At 55.3% G+C, this 19,670-nt stretch carries 20 protein-coding genes; 7 read left to right on the top strand and 13 right to left on the bottom strand.

The genetic code is table 11. The features are described from left to right. Window positions 1-50: 50 nt before the first annotated feature. From pfkA to AC2LB6_RS20355, 3 genes are all read left to right on the top strand, one after another. Window positions 51-1,013, top strand: coding sequence for a 6-phosphofructokinase (gene pfkA / locus AC2LB6_RS20345; RefSeq protein WP_003851263.1), 963 nt, complete (start codon window positions 51-53; stop codon window positions 1,011-1,013). A 141-nt stretch (window positions 1,014-1,154) separates the two neighbouring features. Then, the gene (locus AC2LB6_RS20350; RefSeq protein WP_490094904.1) at window positions 1,155-2,144 is read left to right on the top strand and encodes a sulfate ABC transporter substrate-binding protein; all 990 of its coding nucleotides are present in this window, start codon (window positions 1,155-1,157) and stop codon (window positions 2,142-2,144) included. A 162-nt stretch (window positions 2,145-2,306) separates the two neighbouring features. Then, window positions 2,307-3,080, top strand: a complete 774-nt coding sequence (locus AC2LB6_RS20355) for a CDP-diacylglycerol diphosphatase (RefSeq protein WP_490094905.1) — start codon at window positions 2,307-2,309, stop codon at window positions 3,078-3,080. A 28-nt stretch (window positions 3,081-3,108) separates the two neighbouring features. On the opposite strand, the gene tpiA is transcribed toward AC2LB6_RS20355, so the two are convergent. Together tpiA and AC2LB6_RS20365 are read right to left on the bottom strand one after the other, a co-directional pair. Continuing rightward, the gene (gene tpiA / locus AC2LB6_RS20360; RefSeq protein WP_090967193.1) at window positions 3,109-3,876 is read right to left on the bottom strand and encodes a triose-phosphate isomerase; all 768 of its coding nucleotides are present in this window, start codon (window positions 3,874-3,876) and stop codon (window positions 3,109-3,111) included. A gap of 120 nt (window positions 3,877-3,996) precedes the next feature. After that, the gene (locus AC2LB6_RS20365; protein WP_090967192.1) at window positions 3,997-4,587 is read right to left on the bottom strand and encodes a DUF1454 family protein; all 591 of its coding nucleotides are present in this window, start codon (window positions 4,585-4,587) and stop codon (window positions 3,997-3,999) included. 98 nt (window positions 4,588-4,685) lie between these two features. Here AC2LB6_RS20365 and AC2LB6_RS20370 point away from each other — a divergent pair, with 98 nt between their 5' ends. Beyond that, the gene (locus tag AC2LB6_RS20370) at window positions 4,686-5,120 is read left to right on the top strand and encodes a DUF805 domain-containing protein (protein WP_490094906.1); all 435 of its coding nucleotides are present in this window, start codon (window positions 4,686-4,688) and stop codon (window positions 5,118-5,120) included. Here the strand turns inward: AC2LB6_RS20370 and fpr are convergent. Beyond that, window positions 5,111-5,857, bottom strand: coding sequence for a ferredoxin--NADP(+) reductase (gene fpr, locus AC2LB6_RS20375; protein WP_490094907.1), 747 nt, complete (start codon window positions 5,855-5,857; stop codon window positions 5,111-5,113). The two genes, AC2LB6_RS20370 and fpr, sit on opposite strands and share 10 nt — an antisense overlap. 273 nt (window positions 5,858-6,130) lie before the next feature. On the opposite strand from fpr, the gene emrD reads away from it, so the two are divergent. Continuing rightward, window positions 6,131-7,324: a multidrug efflux MFS transporter EmrD gene (emrD, locus tag AC2LB6_RS20380; RefSeq protein WP_490094908.1), complete on the top strand. Its 1,194-nt coding sequence runs from the start codon at window positions 6,131-6,133 to the stop codon at window positions 7,322-7,324. On the opposite strand, the gene glpX is transcribed toward emrD, so the two are convergent. From glpX to AC2LB6_RS20395, 3 genes are all read right to left on the bottom strand, one after another. Further along, window positions 7,314-8,324, bottom strand: coding sequence for a class II fructose-bisphosphatase (gene glpX, locus AC2LB6_RS20385; protein WP_490094909.1), 1,011 nt, complete (start codon window positions 8,322-8,324; stop codon window positions 7,314-7,316). The two genes, emrD and glpX, sit on opposite strands and share 11 nt — an antisense overlap. A 96-nt stretch (window positions 8,325-8,420) precedes the next feature. Beyond that, a complete protein-coding gene (glpK, locus tag AC2LB6_RS20390) occupies window positions 8,421-9,932 on the bottom strand; it encodes a glycerol kinase GlpK (protein WP_179899254.1) in 1,512 nt (503 codons plus the stop codon). Window positions 9,933-9,962: 30 nt separating this feature from the next. Next, complete coding sequence (locus AC2LB6_RS20395) at window positions 9,963-10,817, bottom strand: MIP/aquaporin family protein (RefSeq protein ID WP_490094910.1); 855 nt, start codon at window positions 10,815-10,817, stop codon at window positions 9,963-9,965. A 405-nt stretch (window positions 10,818-11,222) separates the two neighbouring features. Here AC2LB6_RS20395 and zapB point away from each other — a divergent pair, with 405 nt between their 5' ends. After that, window positions 11,223-11,462, top strand: coding sequence for a cell division protein ZapB (gene zapB, locus AC2LB6_RS20400; protein WP_003851242.1), 240 nt, complete (start codon window positions 11,223-11,225; stop codon window positions 11,460-11,462). 53 nt (window positions 11,463-11,515) lie between these two features. On the opposite strand, the gene rraA is transcribed toward zapB, so the two are convergent. From rraA to priA, 6 genes are all read right to left on the bottom strand, one after another. After that, window positions 11,516-12,001: a ribonuclease E activity regulator RraA gene (gene rraA, locus AC2LB6_RS20405; protein ID WP_009088032.1), complete on the bottom strand. Its 486-nt coding sequence runs from the start codon at window positions 11,999-12,001 to the stop codon at window positions 11,516-11,518. Window positions 12,002-12,159: 158 nt separating this feature from the next. Continuing rightward, a complete protein-coding gene (hslU, locus tag AC2LB6_RS20410) occupies window positions 12,160-13,497 on the bottom strand; it encodes an ATP-dependent protease ATPase subunit HslU (RefSeq protein WP_090967185.1) in 1,338 nt (445 codons plus the stop codon). A gap of 10 nt (window positions 13,498-13,507) precedes the next feature. After that, window positions 13,508-14,038 carry an ATP-dependent protease subunit HslV gene (gene hslV / locus AC2LB6_RS20415; RefSeq protein WP_003851234.1) on the bottom strand — a complete coding sequence of 177 codons (531 nt, stop codon included), beginning with the start codon at window positions 14,036-14,038 and terminating at the stop codon, window positions 13,508-13,510. An 88-nt stretch (window positions 14,039-14,126) separates the two neighbouring features. Then, the gene (ftsN, locus tag AC2LB6_RS20420) at window positions 14,127-15,131 is read right to left on the bottom strand and encodes a cell division protein FtsN (RefSeq protein WP_490094911.1); all 1,005 of its coding nucleotides are present in this window, start codon (window positions 15,129-15,131) and stop codon (window positions 14,127-14,129) included. Window positions 15,132-15,283: 152 nt separating this feature from the next. Then, window positions 15,284-16,321 carry a DNA-binding transcriptional regulator CytR gene (gene cytR / locus AC2LB6_RS20425; RefSeq protein ID WP_490094912.1) on the bottom strand — a complete coding sequence of 346 codons (1,038 nt, stop codon included), beginning with the start codon at window positions 16,319-16,321 and terminating at the stop codon, window positions 15,284-15,286. 165 nt (window positions 16,322-16,486) lie between these two features. Further along, the gene (priA, locus tag AC2LB6_RS20430) at window positions 16,487-18,682 is read right to left on the bottom strand and encodes a primosomal protein N' (RefSeq protein WP_490094913.1); all 2,196 of its coding nucleotides are present in this window, start codon (window positions 18,680-18,682) and stop codon (window positions 16,487-16,489) included. A 225-nt stretch (window positions 18,683-18,907) separates the two neighbouring features. On the opposite strand from priA, the gene rpmE reads away from it, so the two are divergent. Then, window positions 18,908-19,123, top strand: a complete 216-nt coding sequence (gene rpmE, locus AC2LB6_RS20435; protein WP_003851227.1) for a 50S ribosomal protein L31 — start codon at window positions 18,908-18,910, stop codon at window positions 19,121-19,123. A gap of 79 nt (window positions 19,124-19,202) precedes the next feature. On the opposite strand, the gene metJ is transcribed toward rpmE, so the two are convergent. Next, window positions 19,203-19,520 (bottom strand): met regulon transcriptional regulator MetJ, encoded by a 318-nt coding sequence (metJ, locus tag AC2LB6_RS20440; protein WP_009088019.1) that lies wholly within the window; start codon window positions 19,518-19,520, stop codon window positions 19,203-19,205. Between the last annotated feature and the right edge of the window lie 150 nt (window positions 19,521-19,670).

Below are 19,670 nucleotides of genomic sequence, written 5' to 3' on the forward strand. Positions count from 1 at the left end.
GCGATCGACAGGCAGGATTAACCCTTAGTTTGAACAATCCAGAGGTTGTCATGATCAAAAAAATTGGTGTATTAACCAGCGGCGGTGACGCCCCAGGCATGAACGCAGCTATTCGTGGAGTGGTTCGTTCCGCGCTGAGTGAAGGACTGGAAGTTTTTGGGATCTATGACGGTTATCTGGGATTGTACGAAGATCGCATGATCAATCTTGATCGCTATAGCGTCTCCGACATGATTAACCGCGGCGGCACTTTCCTGGGCTCAGCGCGTTTCCCTGAGTTCCGTAACGAAGATGTGCGTCAGGTTGCCATTGAGAACATGAAAAAGCGCGGTATTGATGCGCTGGTGGTGATTGGGGGTGACGGCTCCTACATGGGTGCTAAGCGCCTGACTGAAATGGGCTTCCCCTGCATCGGTCTGCCAGGTACCATCGACAATGATGTGGCCGGAACGGATTACACCATCGGGTACTTCACTGCGCTGGAAACCGTGGTTGAAGCGATTGACCGCCTGCGTGACACCTCATCTTCACATCAGCGTATTTCGATTGTTGAAGTGATGGGGCGCTACTGTGGCGATCTGACCCTGGCGGCGGCGATTGCCGGTGGCTGTGAGTTCATCGTCCTGCCGGAGTTCCCGTATACCCGCGAAGAGCTGGTAGCGGAAATCAAAGCGGGCATCGCCAAAGGTAAAAAGCACGCTATTGTGGCGATTACCGAGCACATCTGCGATATCGACGATCTGGCGCGTTTCATTGAAACAGAAACCAAACGTGAAACCCGTTCGACTGTTCTGGGCCATATTCAGCGTGGCGGTGCCCCTTGTGCGTATGACCGTATTCTGGCCTCACGCATGGGCGCTTACTCCATTGAACTGCTGATGCAGGGTTACGGCGGCCGTTGCGTAGGTATTCAGAATGAGAAGATGGTGCATCACGACATCGTCGACGCGATTGAAAACATGAAACGTCCGTTCAAGCGCGACTGGCTCGACACGGCGAAAAAGCTCTATTAATTCCGCTGCGGGGTGTGCTGCACAGCACGCCCCGGCACCCCTCCTATATTCCCCTTGGTTATAACAGCTTATTTTTAATTCTTTTAGCTCTGTAATGGTTTATGTCACGCTCAACCCATAACGACATTGGGAGAGTGCGTAATGAACAAGTGGAGTATCGGCGTTACCCTGTTGCTGGCCTCAACCAGCGTTCTGGCTAAAGACATTCAGCTGTTAAATGTTTCCTACGATCCAACGCGTGAGTTGTACGAACAGTACAACAAAGCGTTCAGTGCGCACTATAAACAGGAAACCGGCGATAATGTCGTGGTCCGTCAGTCGCATGGCGGTTCCGGCAAGCAGGCAACCTCAGTGATTAACGGCATCCGTGCGGATGTGGTCACGCTGGCGTTGCAATCAGATGTCGATGCTATTGCAGAACGCGGTCGTATTGATAAGAACTGGATTCAGCGTCTGCCAGACAACTCTGCGCCTTACACGTCCACCATTGTCTTCCTGGTACGTAAAGATAATCCCAAGGGCATTCATGACTGGAGCGACCTGACCAAACCCGGCGTGTCCGTGATTACCCCTAACCCGAAAACCTCCGGCGGCGCACGCTGGAACTATCTGGCGGCCTGGGGCTGGGCGCTGGATCATAATAATGGCGATCAGGCCAAAGCGCTGGCGTACGTCAGAGCGCTGTTTAAAAATGTTGAAGTGCAGGATTCCGGTGCGCGCGGCGCAACTAACACCTTCGTTGAACGCGGGATTGGTGATGTACTGATCGCCTGGGAAAACGAAGCCTATCTGGCGGTTAACAAGCTGGGTAAAGACAAGTTCGAGATTGTTACCCCGAGCGAATCGATTCTGGCTGAACCCACCGTATCAGTGGTCGATAAAGTGGTGGATGAAAAGGGAACGCGTAAAGTCGCAGACGCTTATCTTAAATACCTCTACTCGCCAGAAGGTCAGACTATCGCTGCGCAGAACTACTATCGTCCGCGTGATGCTGAAGTCGCGAAGAAATTCGCCAGCCAGTTTGCGCCTGTGAAGCTGTTCACCATTCAGGACAAGTTTGGTGGCTGGGCACAGGCTCAGAAAGCCCACTTCGCCGATGGCGGCAGCTATGACCAGGTCATGAAACCGTAACAGATTGCGGTCAGTGCCTCTCTGCGCTGACCGCTTATCCGCAACAACCCCGCCTTTCGCTTTTCTCTGCCCGGCTGCTGGGTTATCTGCCCGAATTCCCCGTGACATTTTTTTCCCACCAGGCGAGGATGCAGGCTGCTAAACCATTCAGGAAGCGTTGTTATGCCGACAAATCGTCGTGCAATCAGCCTGGTTGCGGTTCTGCTGATGCTGGTTATTGCGGGGATACTTGTTGCCGCACTGCATTTCAAAAAGAACAGTGATGCGCTGTGGCAGATCGTCAGCGAGAAATGTGTGCCTCATCAGCAGAGCAGCGGAGACCCTGCGCCCTGTCAGGGTGTCGATCAGCAGCATCGCTATGCCATGCTGAAAGATATGAATGGGCCGTTACAGTATCTTCTGATCCCGCTCGACAAAATCACCGGCATCGAAAGCCCGCGGTTACTGCAACCCGCTACGCCCAACTACTTTGCCCTTGCCTGGCATGAACGAACCCTGCTTGCACAGCGACGCGGCTCACCCATTGCTGATCGGGTTCTGTCACTGGCGATCAATTCACAGTATGGCCGTACGCAGAACCAGCTCCATATTCATCTCTCCTGTCTGCGACCCGATGTGCGTCAGCAGCTGGATCAGCTGACGCCGCAGCTTAGCGGTCAGTGGCAGGACATTAGGCTGCGTAAGCACCGCTACTGGCTGCGAGCCCTTACGGCAGATGAGCTGACTCAGCAGAGTGCCTTTATCCGGCTGGCCGATGAGCGGGCAGAGGCACGCACAGAGATGGGGAAATATGGGCTGGCACTGGCTGAGTTAAGCGATGGGCGACTGGTGCTGATGGCGATAGAGCGGAACTGGCTGCTGCTGAACAGTGGTTCGGCGGAGGAGTTGCAGGATCATGCCTGTGGGCTGATTGCGCCCATAAAAAAGGCGGCTTAAGCGCCGCCCCTTACCGGAATGCTAATGCTTAGGCGCTTTTTGCAGCCGCCGCAGCTTTAACGATTACCGCGAAAGCATCTGCTTTCAGTGACGCACCGCCAACCAGCGCGCCATCGATATCAGGCTGGGTGAACAGCTCTGCAGCATTCTTGTCGTTCACTGAGCCGCCATACTGAATGATGACCTGTTCTGCGATAGCCGCATCTTTCTTCGCGATATGATCACGAATGAATTTGTGCACGGCCTGTGCCTGAGCAGGGGTCGCAGATTTGCCGGTACCGATGGCCCAGACTGGCTCATACGCGATAACCGCATCTTTGAACGCTTCGGCGCCCTGAGTTTCCAGAACAGCATCCAGCTGACGAGCGCAGACTTCTTCGGTTTTACCCGCTTCGTTTTCTGCTTCGGTTTCACCAATGCACAGCACTGGAATCAGACCTACTGACTTCAGTACCGCGTATTTCTTCGCGATGAACTCGTCGCTCTCTTTGTGATAAGTGCGGCGTTCTGAGTGACCGATAATGATGTATTTCGCGCCGATATCTTTCAACATTTCTGCGGAAACTTCACCGGTAAACGCGCCAGACAGGTTAACGTCCACGTTCTGCGCACCCAGTGCGATGTGGCTACCGGAGATGGCGTGTTTTGCCTGCTCGAGATAGAGTGCTGGCGGTGCAATGGCGACGCCACAACCCTCTACGCCAGACAGTTCCTTACGCAGACCCGCGATCAGTTCAGCTGTGATCTGCTTGCTGCCATTCAACTTCCAGTTACCCATAACCAGTGGATGTCGCATTCTATCCTCCGCATAAAGCGATACATGAAAAATCGCTGCCAGATGGCAGCGTTGTCTGCCAGACAGTATAGAGATCAAATGTAGCGATAGCTTTGCTTTTCGTCATTTTCAGCCACATCCTCAGGGGTTGGCGAGCGCCAGTTTTACCGGCTCAACGGCGAAGGTCAGCCCCTTGTCGCCGTTGTCAGCCACCACAAAACGGAGCGCGCCGTCGACCTGCGCAAAGTAGGGCAAATCCTTACCTTCCTTCAGCAAATCTTCCAGCTTTTTACGTCCCTCGTCGGCGCTGAGTCCCGGTACAAAGAAGCGCAGCATGGCGGTCATGTAGGCCAGCGCTTTTTGCTGCGAGGCGTTCTGATCCGGGCCTGGTAGTGGCAGCCAGGTAATCTGCAGCGTCTTGATTTTGCCAGTGCCGGGTTCCAGCGCGGTGGATGCATAGAGAGTTTCATTGATTTTGCTGGCGGCGCGCGTCAGGTTACTTTTGTCACCCCGATTATCAATGGCGCGATATTCCGGCAGCATCAGCGTCGCATTGGCCAGATTATACTTTTCGCGAAACTGGCCGATAGTCATATCAAAGGTGGGAGCGCCCGCCAGCAGATAGGGCGCGGTGGGCAACGCATCGGGCCGTTCCTGCGGTGGCGGATCGGCGGCAAAGACCGGAACCGTCAGCGCAAACGATAACAGCAGTGCGCCAGGCAAATTCTTCATTTTGTCGATCCTAACCCGTAAACTCAGGCGCAAATTAAAACGGTTTTTATCCGCGAGGTCAAAAGCGCGGCGATTCTCTTCTCTCTGGATGATAATGCATGACGTTACAACAATGGTGTTTTTCCTGGCGCGGCCGTCTGGGACGACGTGATTTCTGGATCTGGCAGGCGGTCTGGTTGCTGACAACGACACTGTTATTCACCCTGGCAGCAAACGACTGGGTTGATACTCAGATGGCGGCCTTTGGCGTGGTCTGCCTGCTGTGGCCCGCCAGTGCAGTCATTGTGAAACGCCTGCACGATCGCAATCGTCCCGGCTACTGGGGATTTCTGGTGATTGTTGCCTGGCTGCTGGTGGCGGGAAACTGGGGCATGCTGGGCGGCATTTTGCCCTGGCTGCTGGGTCGCGCCATTCCCTTTGTGTTACTCGCTGGCCTGTTGCTCGAACTTGGCGTTTTTCGCGGCACCCCCGGCGCTAACCGGTTTGGTACCGCGACCCAGCCGGTGCGATACCGGCAAACGGCTCACCAGTAATGTTCGCTGGTGATATGGCCCGGCTTGCGCTTCAGGTGCTTCCGCATCTCGCGCGTCTCTTTCAGTAATTGCTGGGTATCACGCACCATTTGCGGGTTACCGCACAGCATCACATGGCTGCTGTCGGCATCCAGCGTTAATCCTGTGGCACGCTCCAGCTCGCCATTTTCGATCAGCGCCGGAACCCGGCCCGTCAGCGAACCGGGGATCTCTTCGCGGCTCACCACCGTCTGGATGTGCAGCTTGCCCTGATAACGCTGCTGCAGCTGCTGCATCAGTGGCAGAAAGCTCAGGTCAGCCGCATAGCGTGCGGCATGGACCAGCACGATGTTTTCAAAGCGATCCAGTCCTTCGCCCTGCTGCAGCATGGAAAGGTAAGGGCCAATAGCGGTACCGGTTGCCAGCATCCATAAGGTTTTGCACTCCGGGACTTCATCGAGCACAAAGAATCCCGCGGCTTCTTTAGTGACCATCACCTTATCGCCAGGCTGAAGTGCCTGCAGATGCGGACTCAGCTTGCCATCGGGCACGGTAACCAGGTAAAACTCCAGCAGGTCATCTTTCGGCGCATTGACGAAAGAGTAAGCGCGCTGCACCCGCTCACCGTCGATTTCCAGTGCCAGCTTGGCAAATTGCCCGGCAATAAAGGGATCGATGGGCGCTTTTACCCGCAGACTGAACAGCGCGTCCGTCCAGTTTTTCACTTCCTTTACTTCAGCATTGACCCACTCAGCCATAATCACTCCCTGGTTGTTGATTATTCAGGCAGGGTTCTATTTTCGCGACTAGGCGGTGAGAATGCCAGCCTGCGCCCTGGCAAAGGCTCTAATCGACAAACTGTTGCTTTGTCTTTACAGGCTGGCGCATAAACTTGACAGGCGCAAGCCGGGACCTTTCGGTCTGCCTCTCGCTTTGTCATCTAATCCTGATATTTTGCCCGCCATAACATGATGACTGGCGGGTGAACCGCTGTTTTAACCTCATTTCATAGAAAGAAATTTTGCATAATCATGATTAGTAAACTGGAAAATCGCCCTCTGCTGGTGATGCTCATTGTGCTGGTGGCTGTCGGGCAGATGGCACAGACCATCTACGTCCCGGCGATGTCGGTGATGGCGGACGCTCTGAATGTGCGGGATGGCGCGCTGCAGCGTGTGATGGCGGCCTATCTGATGACCTATGGCGGATCCCAACTGATCTACGGCCCGCTGTCAGACAGCGTCGGTCGGCGTCCGGTGATCCTGGCAGGCATGATGATCTTTATGATCGGCGCAATCACGGCATTGATGGCGACCTCACTCGATATGCTGGTGTTCGGCAGCGCTATTCAGGGACTTGGAACCGGCGTGGCTGGCGTAATGGCTCGTACTATGCCGCGTGATCTCTATGAGGGGCACGCGCTGCGCCGTGCTAACAGCTTACTTAATATGGGTATTCTGGTCAGCCCGCTGCTGGCACCGGTGATTGGCGCGCTGCTGACCCAGCTGTTTGGCTGGCACGCCTGTTTCGCTTTTCTGCTGCTGCTCTGTCTGGCGGTCACCGTATCTATGGCGCGCTGGTTGCCGGAAACCCGGCCACAGAGCGCGGAAGTGACACCGTTCTTCAAACGCTACGCCCGCCTGCTCAGCGATGCGAATTTTGTTCGCTACATTGTGCTGCTGATTGGCGCGCTGGCCGGGATTGCGGTATTTGAGTCGAGCTGTGGCGTGCTGCTCGGCGGCGTGCTCGGCCTGCACAGCCTGACCGTCAGCATCCTGTTCATCCTGCCGATTCCGGCGGCGTTCTTCGGTGCCTGGTTCGCCGGGCGCGAGCAGGGCTCATGGCACAGCCTGATGTGGTGGGGCGTGAATAGCTGTCTGCTGGCGGGCATCCTGATGTGGATCCCGGCATGGTTCGGCGTAATGAATATCTGGACGCTGCTGGTGCCTGCCGCGCTGTTCTTCTTTGGCGCTGGCATGCTGTTCCCGCTGGCGACTTCAGGGGCAATGGAGCCGTATGCCTGGCTGGCAGGTAGCGCGGGAGCACTGATTGGCGGGATGCAGAACCTGGGATCGGGCCTGGTGGCGTGGCTGTCAGCCATGATGCCGCAGCGCGATCAGTTCAGCCTTGGCATGCTGATGTTCTTCACGGCGCTGGTGATGCTGCTCTGTTGGTTGCCGCTCTCACGTCAGCCGGAGCGCGGCAACCAGCCGGTTACAGGATAAACGGATGGAGCGCCGGATCTTTACGGTCGAGATAGTGAATCGACTGGATGCGGCGAATGGTGCGTGATTTACCGCGAATCAGCAGGGTTTCGCTGGTGGCGATATTTCCCTGACGTGTAATGCCTTTCAGTAACTCGCCACTGGTAATGCCGGTGGCGGCAAACACCACGTTGTCATTGCGCGCCATCTCACCTAGCGTTAGCTTCTTACCCGCTTCAATTCCCATCTCTGCACATCGCTGCAACTCCTGCTCGCCGAGCCGACGGTTTTCAGCGTTATCGCCTTTAACGTGGTGACGTGCCAGCAACCGGCCCTCCATATCGCCGTCCAGCGCGCGGATCACTGCCGCAGAGACCACGCCTTCCGGTGCGCCGCCAATGCCATACATCACATCCACTTCGCTGTCCGGCATGCAGGTCAGAATTGAGGCGGCGACATCGCCATCCGGGAAGGTAAACACCCGCACGCCCAGCTGCTGCAACTGGCTGATCACCGCATCATGGCGCGGCTTTGCCAGAATCGACACGGTCAGCTGCGACAGCGGTTTGTTCATCGCTATCGCGATATTACGCAGGTTGGTTTCCAGCGGCAGGTCGAGGTCGATCGCGCCCTGTGCTGCCGGGCCAACGATCAGTTTTTCCATGTACATGTCGGGGGCGTGCAAGAAGCTACCTTTATCGCCCACGGCCATCACAGCCAGCGCATTCGCCTGGCCAAGCGCCGTCATGCGGGTACCTTCAATCGGATCGACGGCAATATCGACCGCATCGCCGCGACCGGTACCGACTTTTTCACCGATATAAAGCATTGGAGCTTCGTCGATTTCGCCTTCACCGATCACAATCTGACCGTCAATTTCAATGGAGTTCAGGACATGACGCATGGCATGGACAGCCGCACCGTCAGCCGCATTTTTGTCGCCGCGTCCTAACCAGTGATAGCCTGCCAGAGCGGCAGCTTCGGTTACGCGGGAAAATTCAATGGCAAGTTCTCGTTTCATGGCATCTACCTGACAAAAAACCGGCAGGCAGTGTAACACAGCGGGGCAGAAGGGCGGGGAAAAGGCCCGCGACGGCCAGCGTCGCGGGCTTTAATATTACTCCTGTTCTTCCCACGCCTGTGCGCGGGCAACGGCTTTTTTCCAGCCAGCATAACGGAAGTTACGCTCGGTGGTTTCCAGGCTTGGACGGAACTCACGCTCGATAACTGCTTTAGAGCGCACTTCATCCAGATCCTGCCAGAAGCCAACAGCCAGACCCGCCAGATACGCAGAACCCAGCGCGGTCACTTCACGCACTTCCGGACGCTCAACACGGGTGCCGAGGATGTCAGCCTGGAACTGCATCAGGAAGTTGTTGGACACCGCACCACCATCCACACGCAGCGCCTGCAGGCGAGTGTTGGCATCGTTCTGCATCGCTTCCAGCACGTCACGCGTCTGATAAGCGATCGACTCCAGTGTCGCACGGATGATGTGATTAGAGTTCGCACCGCGCGTCAGACCGAAGATCGCGCCACGGGCATACGGGTCCCAGTAAGGTGCGCCCAGGCCGGTGAAAGCAGGCACCATATAAACGCCGTTGGTGTCTTTCACTTTCATCGCGAAGTATTCAGAGTCAGCCGCTTCACTAATCAGCTTCATTTCATCACGCAGCCACTGAATAGAAGCACCACCGATAAACACGGCACCTTCCAGCGCATAGTTCACTTCACCGCGCGGGCCACAGGCGATGGTGGTCAGCAGGCCGTGGGTTGAGGTCACCGCTTCAGTACCGGTGTTCATCAGCATGAAGCAACCGGTGCCGTAGGTATTTTTCGCCATGCCAGGCTGTACACACAGCTGGCCATACAGCGCAGCCTGCTGGTCACCGGCGATACCGGCGATAGGAATACGTGTACCGCCTTTACCACCGATGTTGGTCTGACCGTAGACTTCAGAAGAGGACTTCACTTCTGGCAGCATTTCACGCGGGATATCCAGGATATCCAGCATGCGCTGATCCCACTCCAGCTTGTGAATGTTGAACATCATGGTACGGGAGGCGTTGGTGTAGTCGGTGATGTGCACGCGTCCCTGAGTCATTTTCCAGACCAGCCAGGTATCGACGGTACCGAACAGCAGCTCGCCACGTTTTGCACGCTCACGCGAGCCTTCAACGTGATCCAGGATCCACTTCACTTTGGTTCCAGAGAAGTAGGGGTTAATCACCAGACCGGTCGTGTGCTGGATATACTCTTCCAGACCCTCTTTCTTCAGTTTGTGACAGTAGTCAGCGGTGCGGGGATCCTGCCAGACGATGGCGTTGTAGATCGGCTTGCCGGTCTCTTTTTCCCAGACGATAGCGGTTTCGCGCTGGTTGGTAATACCGATTGCCGCGATCTCATCAGAGCGGATGTCGGCATGGGCCAGCACTTCAACCAGCGTTGAGCTTTGTGAAGCCCAGATATCCATCGGATCATGTTCAACCCAACCCGCTTTCGGGTAGATCTGGGTGAATTCGCGCTGCGATACCGCGACGATATTGGAGTCGTGGTCGAGAACGACGGCACGCGAACTGGTTGTGCCCTGATCGAGCGCGACAATATATTTTTTATCTGTGGTAGTCATAAATTCAGTCCTGATGATAAAAAGTGAAACTTACGCTTTACGCTGCTGAGCGCGTGCAACCGGTTTTTCTGCTGGAACACTTGCAGGTTCCTGGGCGGTACCTGGCAGGTAGCGGCCAATCAGTGTGCGATAACCTACTGCCCCCAGGCAGGCGCCGACCAGCGGGCCAAAAATCGGCACGAGGAAGTAAGGGATGTCACGACCACCGGTAAAGGCAACGTTACCCCAGCCTGCAAGCCATGCGAAGATCTTCGGTCCGAAATCACGAGCCGGGTTAAGGGCGAAGCCGGTCAGAGGGCCCATTGAGCCACCAATAACCGCAACCAGCAGGCCAATCAGCAGTGGAGCCAGTGGGCCACGTGGAATGCCGTTGCCGTCATCCGTCAGACCCATAATGACCGCCATTAATACCGCAGTGATGACCATCTCAACCAGGAAGGCCTGGCCGACACCGATATGTGGATTAGGGTAGGTTGAGAAGATGCCTGCCAGGTCGAGACTTTCAACCGTGCCGCGCACCATCTGGTGGCTCTGCTCATAATCAATAAACAGGCTGTAGTAGAGACCGTATACCAGCGCCGCGGCACAAAAGGCACCGGCAATCTGCGATACGATGTAAGGCAGAACTTTACGTCCTTCAAAATTAGCAAACAGGCAGAGTGCAACGGTAATTGCCGGGTTGAGGTGCGCGCCCGAAATGCCTGCGGTAAGGTAGGCGGCCATGGAAACGCCAAGACCCCAGATGATACAGATTTCCCACTGACCGAAGGCGGCACCGGCGAGTTTCAGTGCAGCCACGCAGCCTGCACCAAAGAAAATAATCAAGCCTGTCCCCAGAAATTCGGCAATACACTGACCTTTGAGCGTGTTAGTTGTCTGACTCATAATAGTGGTTCCTGAAGCGAGGTTAAATTTTATCAGTTTTTGTTCTCAGTCCATGAGGCACCCAGCTTTAATGTAGGGCTGATGTGAATTTATCGTTAACGAACATAAACGAGAAATAGCGAAATCGTTTTTTGTGTACTGCGTCATAAAAATGCGCGTTTTCGCGTATTCTGGCTTTCCTTAGCCCATATTCGCGCCTGATTATCGGGAGGACGGACCAGTATCGGAAAGGAACCGCCGTAAGCGCAGCGTAAATTCAGGGATTGGCTGAAAAGTGTTACAGACTACGCCCGTAGCGGCCGCGTTGCTGGACTTGAGGGGTGAGGCTACATACAATCGGGACAACGTTGCTGGCTTAAGCTGGCATCATCAACGCCTTGCAGGAATTTAGGAGAGGTCAGAAAGATGTCATTTGAAGTATTTGAGAAACTTGAAGCGAAAGTACAGCAGGCGATTGATACCATCACCCTGTTGCAGATGGAAATCGAAGAGCTGAAAGAGCAGAACAACTCACTGCGTAACGATGCGCAACAAGTCGCGGGCAACCACGATGCGCTGATGCGCGAAAATCAGCACCTGAAAGAAGAGCAACACGTGTGGCAGGAACGTCTGCGTGCATTGCTGGGAAAAATGGAAGAGGTTTGAAGCCTCAGCTGATGTGAAAAACGGGTGCTCTGGCACCCGTTTTCATATCTGGCCTATTCGAGGTCCAGCGCATCTTCTGACAGAATGATACCGGTGTTGTCGGCATAGAGATGGTCGCCGGAGAAGAAGGTGACACCGCCGAAATTGACGCGCACATCGCTTTCGCCAATTCCTTCACCTGCAGCGCCTGCCGGAATCGCGGCAATGGCCTGAATGCCAATCTCCAGCTCTTCCAGTTCATCAACCTGACGTACCGAACCGTAAATCACCAGGCCTTCCCACTCGTTGGTGGCCGCCAGACGTGCCAGCTGCGCATCGACCAGCGCACGACGCACTGAGCCGCCACCATCAATCACCAGTACGCGACCCCGGCCATTCTCTTCCAGCAGATCGTAGAGTAAGCCGTTGTCTTCAAAGCATTTCACTGTGGTAATCTGACCACCGAATGAAGTGCGCCCACCAAAATTTGAAAAAAGCGGTTCAACAACATTCACTTCTTCATGGTAGATATCGCAGAGTTCAGATGTATCGTATTTCATAAGGGTTTCGTCTGTTTGCCACAGGAAGGGTAAGTATATCGCTATATGCAGATTGTTGGCAAAATCATCAGTATGAAAAAAGCATCGTTCGATCAAGAACATGCATAAAAAAGCCCAGCCGGGTGGGCTGGGCTTCTAAAAAGAGCTGAATCAGTGAATCAGAGAATGAAGCGGCTGAGGTCTTCGTCAGCCACCAGTTCATCCAGGTGTTTAGCCACATAGTCAGCATCAATGGTAAAGGATTCACCGTGACGATCGCTGGCGTCATACGAGATATCCTCCATCAGACGCTCCAGCACGGTATGCAGGCGGCGCGCACCAATGTTTTCGGTGGTTTCGTTAACCTGCCATGCGGCTTCAGCTATCCGGCGAATACCCTCTTCGGTGAACTCAATGTTCACGCCTTCGGTATTCATCAGTGCTTTGTACTGCACGGTAATCGAGGCATTCGGCTCGGTCAGGATGCGCTGGAAATCATTGACGGTCAGCGCCTGCAGCTCAACACGAATCGGCAGACGACCCTGAAGTTCCGGAATCAGATCGGAAGGGCTGGCAACCTGGAACGCACCTGAGGCGATAAACAGGATGTGGTCGGTTTTCACCATGCCATGCTTGGTCGAGACGGTGCAGCCTTCAACCAGCGGCAGCAGGTCGCGCTGAACGCCTTCGCGAGAAACATCCGGGCCGCCCGCATTCTGGCCGCCACGCTTACAGATTTTGTCGATTTCATCAATGAACACGATACCGTGCTGCTCGACCGCTTCAATCGCATCCTGCTTAAGCTCTTCCGGGTTAACCAGTTTTGCCGCTTCTTCTTCGATCAGCAGCTTCATCGCTTCTTTGATCTTCAGCTTGCGGGCTTTCTGCTTCTGGCCGCCGAGGTTCTGGAACATCGACTGCAGCTGGCTGGTCATCTCTTCCATGCCTGGAGGGGCCATGATTTCGACGCCTGGACTGCTGGCAGCCAGATCGATCTCAATCTCTTTATCGTCCAGTTGGCCTTCGCGCAGCTTCTTGCGGAACGACTGGCGCGCCGCTGACGGTTCAGCGCTCTGTTCTGACTGGCCCCAGTTGTTTTTCGCTGGTGGAATCAGCACATCAAGAATGCGCTCTTCGGCCATCTCTTCGGCACGATATTTGTTCTTTTCAATCGCCTGACTGCGCACCATCTTAATGGCCGAATCGGTCAGGTCACGAATGATAGAGTCCACTTCCTTACCGACATAACCGACTTCGGTAAACTTCGTCGCCTCTACTTTGATGAACGGTGCATTGGCCAGCTTAGCCAGACGACGCGCGATCTCGGTTTTACCGACACCTGTCGGACCGATCATCAGAATGTTTTTAGGGGTCACTTCATGGCGCAGCTCTTCGTCGAGCTGCATGCGGCGCCAGCGGTTGCGCAGTGCAATAGCTACGGCGCGTTTAGCGCTATCCTGGCCGATGATAAAACGGTTCAGTTCGCTGACGATTTCGCGTGGAGTCATCTCAGACATATTTATACCCTTACGCCTTAGACGTTAATTCTTCGAAATTAACGTTGTGGTTAGTGTAGATGCAGATATCACCCGCGATATTCAGCGACTTCTCGACAATGTCGCGTGCGCCCATTTCGGTATTCTCCAGCAGCGCACGTGCCGCTGCCTGGGCGAAAGGCCCACCGGAGCCGATGGCGATCAGATCGTTTTCAGGCTGGATGACGTCACCGTTACCACTGATGATCAGTGAGGCTGACTCATCTGCGACGGCCAGTAAAGCTTCAAGGCGACGCAGCATACGGTCAGTACGCCAGTCTTTGGCCAGCTCCACCGCTGCTTTCACCAGGTGGCCCTGATGCATTTCCAGTTTACGTTCGAAAAGTTCAAACAGGGTGAAGGCGTCTGCGGTGCCGCCAGCAAATCCGGCAATCACCTTATCGTTGTATAAACGACGCACTTTTTTAACGTTGCCTTTCATCACGGTATTGCCGAGCGTAGCCTGGCCATCACCGCCAATCACTACCTGGCCGTTGCGTCGTACACTTACTATTGTTGTCACGGGCAGACCCCTTGTTGCTGTCGGAAAAGGACTCCGCGCATGGGCCGCGGAGTATCATGCAACAGATATGGGGCGGGTTTAACGGGTTTCAACCCCCGACGGAGAGCGGAATACAGCTGGAGTGTCCGGAACTGCGCAGACGTTTCAGGGTGCTGTCAGCGGATGCACGATCTTTATACGGACCGATAACAACACGATTCCAGCCGCCACCGGTGGTAATGCGGCTTTCAAACCCTTCAAAGGCTAAGCCCGCACGTACCGATTCAGCCTGGTCAGTGCCTTTAAACGAACCACACTGCACCATCCAGCGCTGCGAAGAGGCTTTCTCCGCCGGTTTCGCCTTCGCGGTCTCCTGCGGTTTTGACTCCACTTCCGGTTCCCGCGTTATCGGCGCAGGTTGCGACTGGCGCTGTACATTTTGCTGCTGCTGCTGCTGCTGACGTTGCTGTTGTTGCAATTGCTGCTGTTGTTGGCGCTGTTGTTGTTGCTGCAACTGCTGCTGGCGTTGCTGTTGCTGCTGAGCCTGCAACTGCTGACGTTGTTGCTGCTGTTGTTGCTGTTGTTGCTGTGTCTGTTGCTGCTGAACCTGCTGCTGTTGACGTTGCAGCTGTTGCAATTGCTGCTGATGCTGCAGCGTCTGCTGACGTTGCGCCGGCGTCTGTTCATTCCACGGCACTTCGTTGAGCTGCGTTGGCTGCTGACGCATATCAGCCTGCATCTGTTCCAGCAACTGGCGTTGCTCGTCGGTCAGCTGTGTCTGCGACTTCACTTCGCCACCCGAAGAGGGTTCGATAGGCGTCGGCACAGTAACCTGACGGTTCTCCAGCTCTTTAATATATTTCCAGCGCTCTTCAGGCTTCGGTGGTAAGCCATTGCCGTTGGCTTTATGATCCGTAATGACCGGCACGTCTTCTTTCTTGTGATGCGCCAGGAACCATAAACCACCGGCAAAGGTCACCAACACTGCGACCGCCAGTACAATCATCAGCTTAGATGTTCCCGAACCGCCTTTGCTCTTCTTGCCACGGCTGGGGCTTTTTTTGCGACGCGTCCCTGTTGAACGCCCGCGGCCTACGTAATCTTTTTGTGCCACTCTCGTTCTTATACCCTTCAAAAATAGTGCCAGATGGGCGAAATGATGATTTTTACGCGCCCGGCAAGGAGTCCGCCATGTTACTTAAGGGTCGGAACTTTGACCAGCAGTGTTCGCTTTAAGAATCTACTGAAAAGATCAGACGAATACGCTTATTTTTCACGCTTTTTTGCTCGCGCTGTGCTGCCACGAATGGTTAAACCGGCATCCAGCAGCCGTGACCCGCTGATCACTCGTTTGCCATTTAACTCATCCAGTAACAGAAGCATCGCTTCCCGGCCTATCTGGTAGCGTGGCTGGGTGACTGTGGTCAGCGGCGGCTCGCAGTAACGTGATAGCTCAATGTCATCGAATCCGACCACCGAGAGATCTTCAGGTATCCGCAATCCACAGCGTCTGGCCTGATTCATCGCCCCCAGCGCCATGATATCGCTGTGGCAGAAGAGGGCGCGCGGCGGTTGCGGCAGGGTCATCAGCTGATTCATGGCGGTAACCCCCGCCTCAAATGTAAAGTCACCGCGCACAATATAGGTGGGGTCGACCGTCAGCCCGCTGCGGCGCATCGCCTGCACATACCCCTGCAGACGATACTGGCAGAGTGGCATCTCTTCCGGCCCGGCGATACAGGCGATCTGCGTGTGACCCAACTGCAGTAAATGATTTACCGCTTCAAATGCGGCGGTCAGGTTATCGATGTGGACTGTGGGCAGTGACATTTCCGGCGCAAACTCATTCGCCATCACCATCGGTGGCAGGTTGCGTTGCTCGTCAATGCTGGCATCAAAAGGCAGTTGTGAGCCGAGCAGCACCATGCCATCGATCTGTCGCGTAACCATCAGGTTGAGAAAGGTTCTCTCCTGCTGATTCTGATGGGCGCAGTCGCCAATCAGCACCAGATAGCCCTCTTCGGCTGCCGTGACTTCGACGCCACGAATGATTTCACTAAAGAAGGGATCGCAGATGTCAGGGACAATGACCAGGATGGTACGCGTCTCATTACGACGCGCGTTGCGCGTGGGGCCATGTGCCGCATAGCCGACGGCAGCAACCGCCAGCTCGACTTTCTGGCGGGTGGCCGCAGAAACCTTCTCCGGATTCATCAGCGCACGCGATACGGTGGCGGTTGAGACGCCCGCGTGTTCCGCGACATCCTTCATCGTGGCGGCGGGCGGTTGTTGATTCTGCTCCAACACATGCTCCTGACGCGTTATGGCGCGTTCGATTCTGTTTTTTGCCTGACCTGAAAGCAAACCGGGCAACATTGTTAACGATTGCCCGGCTGGTTGTTACTTAATTTGCATAAAAATTGTGACTTATGCGACATTTTTCGATCTGGCTCGCAGTGTCAGAAAAAATCAGCTCTCTGTCGGATCAATATCCAGCGTCCATTTCACTTTGCGCGCGGCGGGCAGCGTGGAAACCAGCGGCAATGAACTGCTCAGCAGCTGTTGCAGACGCTGACGGGAAGGATGCTGAAGCAGCAGTTGCCAGCGCCAGCGTCCACTGCGTTTGGGCTGCAGGGCAGGCAGCGGACCCATAAACCACATCGCCTTGTCATTCAGCGGGCTCGCTTCCAGCAAATTGCGAAGTTGCTGCAGGAATTCCGCCGCCTGCTGGTTATCCATATCTTCTGCGCGGAACAGCGCATGGCGAGTCCAGGGCGGCAGGTGAACCGCCTGTCGCTCCAGCAGTGCCTGCTGAGCAAACGCTGAATAACCCTGATGCAGCAGCGTCTGCAATAACGGATGTTCCGGGTGGTGCGTCTGCAGCAGCACCTCGCCCTGTTTGCCGGCACGGCCAGCGCGACCGGCGACCTGGGTATAGAGCTGAGCAAAGCGTTCCGCCGCACGAAAATCGGCTGAGAACAGCGCGCCATCGACATCCAGCAGCGACACCAGCGTGACATCGGGGAAGTGGTGACCTTTGGCCAGCATCTGCGTGCCGACCAGAATACGTGCGCCACCGCGATGGACGTCAGCCAGATGCTGCTCCAGCGCACCTTTGCGGCTGGTCGTATCACGATCGATTCGCGACACCGGCACGCCAGGGAAGAGTGTGCCGAGTTGCTGCTCCAGTTGCTCAGTCCCGACGCCTACCGGCAGCAGATGCGTTGAACCACATTGCGGGCATTGATTAGGCAGCGGACGCTGGCTGTCGCAATGGTGGCAGCGAAGCTGGCGATGATGCTGATGCAGCGTGTAGTAGCGGTCACAGCGGGTACATTCGGCAATCCAGCCGCAATCGTGACAGAGCAGAGCAGGCGAAAAGCCGCGACGGTTGAGAAATAGCAGCACCTGATTATCGGCCTGCAGGTGCTGGCGCATTTTACCAATCAGGCCCGGTGCCAGGCCGCCGATCAGCTGCACGCCTTTTAAGTCGATAAGCTGTTGCAGTGCCGTTTTTGCGTTCCCGGCACGCTTTGTCAGGTCGAGCTGGCGATACTTGCCGCTGCGAACATTGTGCAGCGTCTCCAGAGCGGGTGTCGCCGATCCCATCACGATCGGGATATCCTCTTCATGCGCACGGAAAACGGCCAGATCGCGCGCCTGATAGCGCCAGCCTTCCTGCTGTTTATAGGAGCTGTCATGCTCTTCATCAATAATGATGACGCCAGGACGTGCCATTGGTGTAAACAGGGCAGATCGGGTGCCAATCACAATCGCTGTTTCGCCTCGCCGCGCACGTAACCACACCGCCAGCCGCTCACTGTCATTCAGGGCGGAGTGCAGCACATCAATGGGCGCATCAAAACGTTCGCGAAAGCGGGCGATAGTCTGCGGGGTTAAGCCAATCTCAGGCACCAGCACCAGCGCCTGTTTACCGCGTGCCAGCACATTTTCCAGCACACTAAGGTAAACTTCGGTTTTTCCGGAGCCGGTGATGCCCGCCAGCAGCCACGCAGCATAATGTTCATCATCTGCCCGAATCGCACCTACGGCCATCGCCTGATCCGTATTCAGTCGCAGACGTTCGCCTTTCACGGCATAGGTAGTACGCCAGTCGTGCATCTGCGGCTGATGCTCATGCAGTTCGCATAGCCCTTTGGCCCGCAATGCCTGTAGCGTCGCCTCTGTCAGATCATGTTCAGTGACCTGATGACGATAGAGCGGTTGCTGACGTAGAGCAGCCAGCGCCTGCTGCTGTTTCGGTGCCCGCTTTAACGTTTCCGGTGCCGTCGCCCGGCCCTGCTCGGTAATTTCCCAGCGCCACAGGGGATTGTCCTGCGCCGCTTTGCCCTGGCGCAGCAGCACCGGAATCGCGTGGCTCAGCACTTCGCCCTGCGGCGAGTGATAATAGCTGGCGGCCCAGTTAAGAATGCGCCACAGCGAGGGTGGATAGAGTGACTCACTATCCAGCACCTCGATCACGCGTTTGAGTTGCGCTTCCGGCAGATCGCTGCTGTCACGAAAGGCGACCACAATCCCGATCATCCTGCGATTGCCAAAGGGCACACTCACACGACCGCCAATGACCGGCTGCGCACCCTGGGGCGGCAGATAATCAAACAGGCGGGGCAAGGGGATGGGCAGGGCAACCTGGACTACGGGCATAACTCTCTCTTTCCGGCTCAATCATCAGGGAAGCTAGTGTACACGCTGACCCTGATGGCGGGTATCTCAGCATATATTTGCAGCAATCGAAACTTACCTGTATAATATGCCGCCTTCGGTGAGAAAGATCTGGCCGGAGTACACCCTATAATGTTCAACCGCGTGTGGTGCTGTGCAGGTTAACGCCTGGCACGGAGAGCGACACGGCCTTCTATGAGGTTTCCCATGAAACAAGGTATTCACCCGAAATACGAAGCAGTTACTATCAAATGTACCTGCGGCAACGAGATCCACACCCGTTCAACACTGACTCACGAACTGAACCTGGACGTTTGTGGCAAATGCCACCCGTTCTATACTGGTAAGCAGCGTGAAGTGGCAACTGGTGGCCGTGTTGACCGCTTTAACAAGCGTTTCAGCGTGCCAGGCGCTAAAAAATAAGATTAAAAGGCACCTGAACCTGCGGGTTCGGCGGCAAGAAAAAACCCAGCTTCGGCTGGGTTTTTTTATGGCTGAAAGATCAATACTCCCAGGTATCCGGGTCGACACCCATCTGGCGCATGATTGCTTTTGCTTCTTCCGGAATCTCATCACTGCGCTCTTTGCGCAGATCGACGTCATCCGGCAGCGGTTGGCCCGTAAAGGCATGTAAAAAAGCTTCGCAAAGCAGCTCGCTGTTGGTGGCGTGACGCAGGTTGTTCACCTGACGACGGGTACGCTCATCCGTTAAAATCTTCAGCACGCTCAATGGGATAGATACTGTGATCTTCTTGACCTGCTCGCTCTTCTTACCGTGCTCAGCGTACGGGCTGATATATTCGCCGTTCCATTCAGCCATGGGTTACCTTAATTAATAAACGTTAAATGTTAGGAAATCAGCGGATTATGCCTGATTTTTTCCTGCCTGACCCCTGATATGGCGGGTTTTCTTCGCTCACTGCCTCTGCATCTCAGAGGGGAACGCCAGGCGATGACGCATAATTTTAGC

Source organism: Pantoea sp. RCC30.1 (assembly GCF_058148845.1).

Coding starts and splice junctions, on each gene's coding strand:
- pfkA (WP_003851263.1), top strand. CDS start 51: ATGATCAAAAAAATTGGTGTATTAACCAGCGGCGGTGACGCCCCAGGC.
- AC2LB6_RS20350 (WP_490094904.1), top strand. CDS start 1,155: ATGAACAAGTGGAGTATCGGCGTTACCCTGTTGCTGGCCTCAACCAGC.
- AC2LB6_RS20355 (WP_490094905.1), top strand. CDS start 2,307: ATGCCGACAAATCGTCGTGCAATCAGCCTGGTTGCGGTTCTGCTGATG.
- tpiA (WP_090967193.1), bottom strand. CDS start 3,876: ATGCGACATCCACTGGTTATGGGTAACTGGAAGTTGAATGGCAGCAAG.
- AC2LB6_RS20365 (WP_090967192.1), bottom strand. CDS start 4,587: ATGAAGAATTTGCCTGGCGCACTGCTGTTATCGTTTGCGCTGACGGTT.
- AC2LB6_RS20370 (WP_490094906.1), top strand. CDS start 4,686: ATGACGTTACAACAATGGTGTTTTTCCTGGCGCGGCCGTCTGGGACGA.
- fpr (WP_490094907.1), bottom strand. CDS start 5,857: ATGGCTGAGTGGGTCAATGCTGAAGTAAAGGAAGTGAAAAACTGGACG.
- emrD (WP_490094908.1), top strand. CDS start 6,131: ATGATTAGTAAACTGGAAAATCGCCCTCTGCTGGTGATGCTCATTGTG.
- glpX (WP_490094909.1), bottom strand. CDS start 8,324: ATGAAACGAGAACTTGCCATTGAATTTTCCCGCGTAACCGAAGCTGCC.
- glpK (WP_179899254.1), bottom strand. CDS start 9,932: ATGACTACCACAGATAAAAAATATATTGTCGCGCTCGATCAGGGCACA.
- AC2LB6_RS20395 (WP_490094910.1), bottom strand. CDS start 10,817: ATGAGTCAGACAACTAACACGCTCAAAGGTCAGTGTATTGCCGAATTT.
- zapB (WP_003851242.1), top strand. CDS start 11,223: ATGTCATTTGAAGTATTTGAGAAACTTGAAGCGAAAGTACAGCAGGCG.
- rraA (WP_009088032.1), bottom strand. CDS start 12,001: ATGAAATACGATACATCTGAACTCTGCGATATCTACCATGAAGAAGTG.
- hslU (WP_090967185.1), bottom strand. CDS start 13,497: ATGTCTGAGATGACTCCACGCGAAATCGTCAGCGAACTGAACCGTTTT.
- priA (WP_490094913.1), bottom strand. CDS start 18,682: ATGCCCGTAGTCCAGGTTGCCCTGCCCATCCCCTTGCCCCGCCTGTTT.
- rpmE (WP_003851227.1), top strand. CDS start 18,908: ATGAAACAAGGTATTCACCCGAAATACGAAGCAGTTACTATCAAATGT.
- metJ (WP_009088019.1), bottom strand. CDS start 19,520: ATGGCTGAATGGAACGGCGAATATATCAGCCCGTACGCTGAGCACGGT.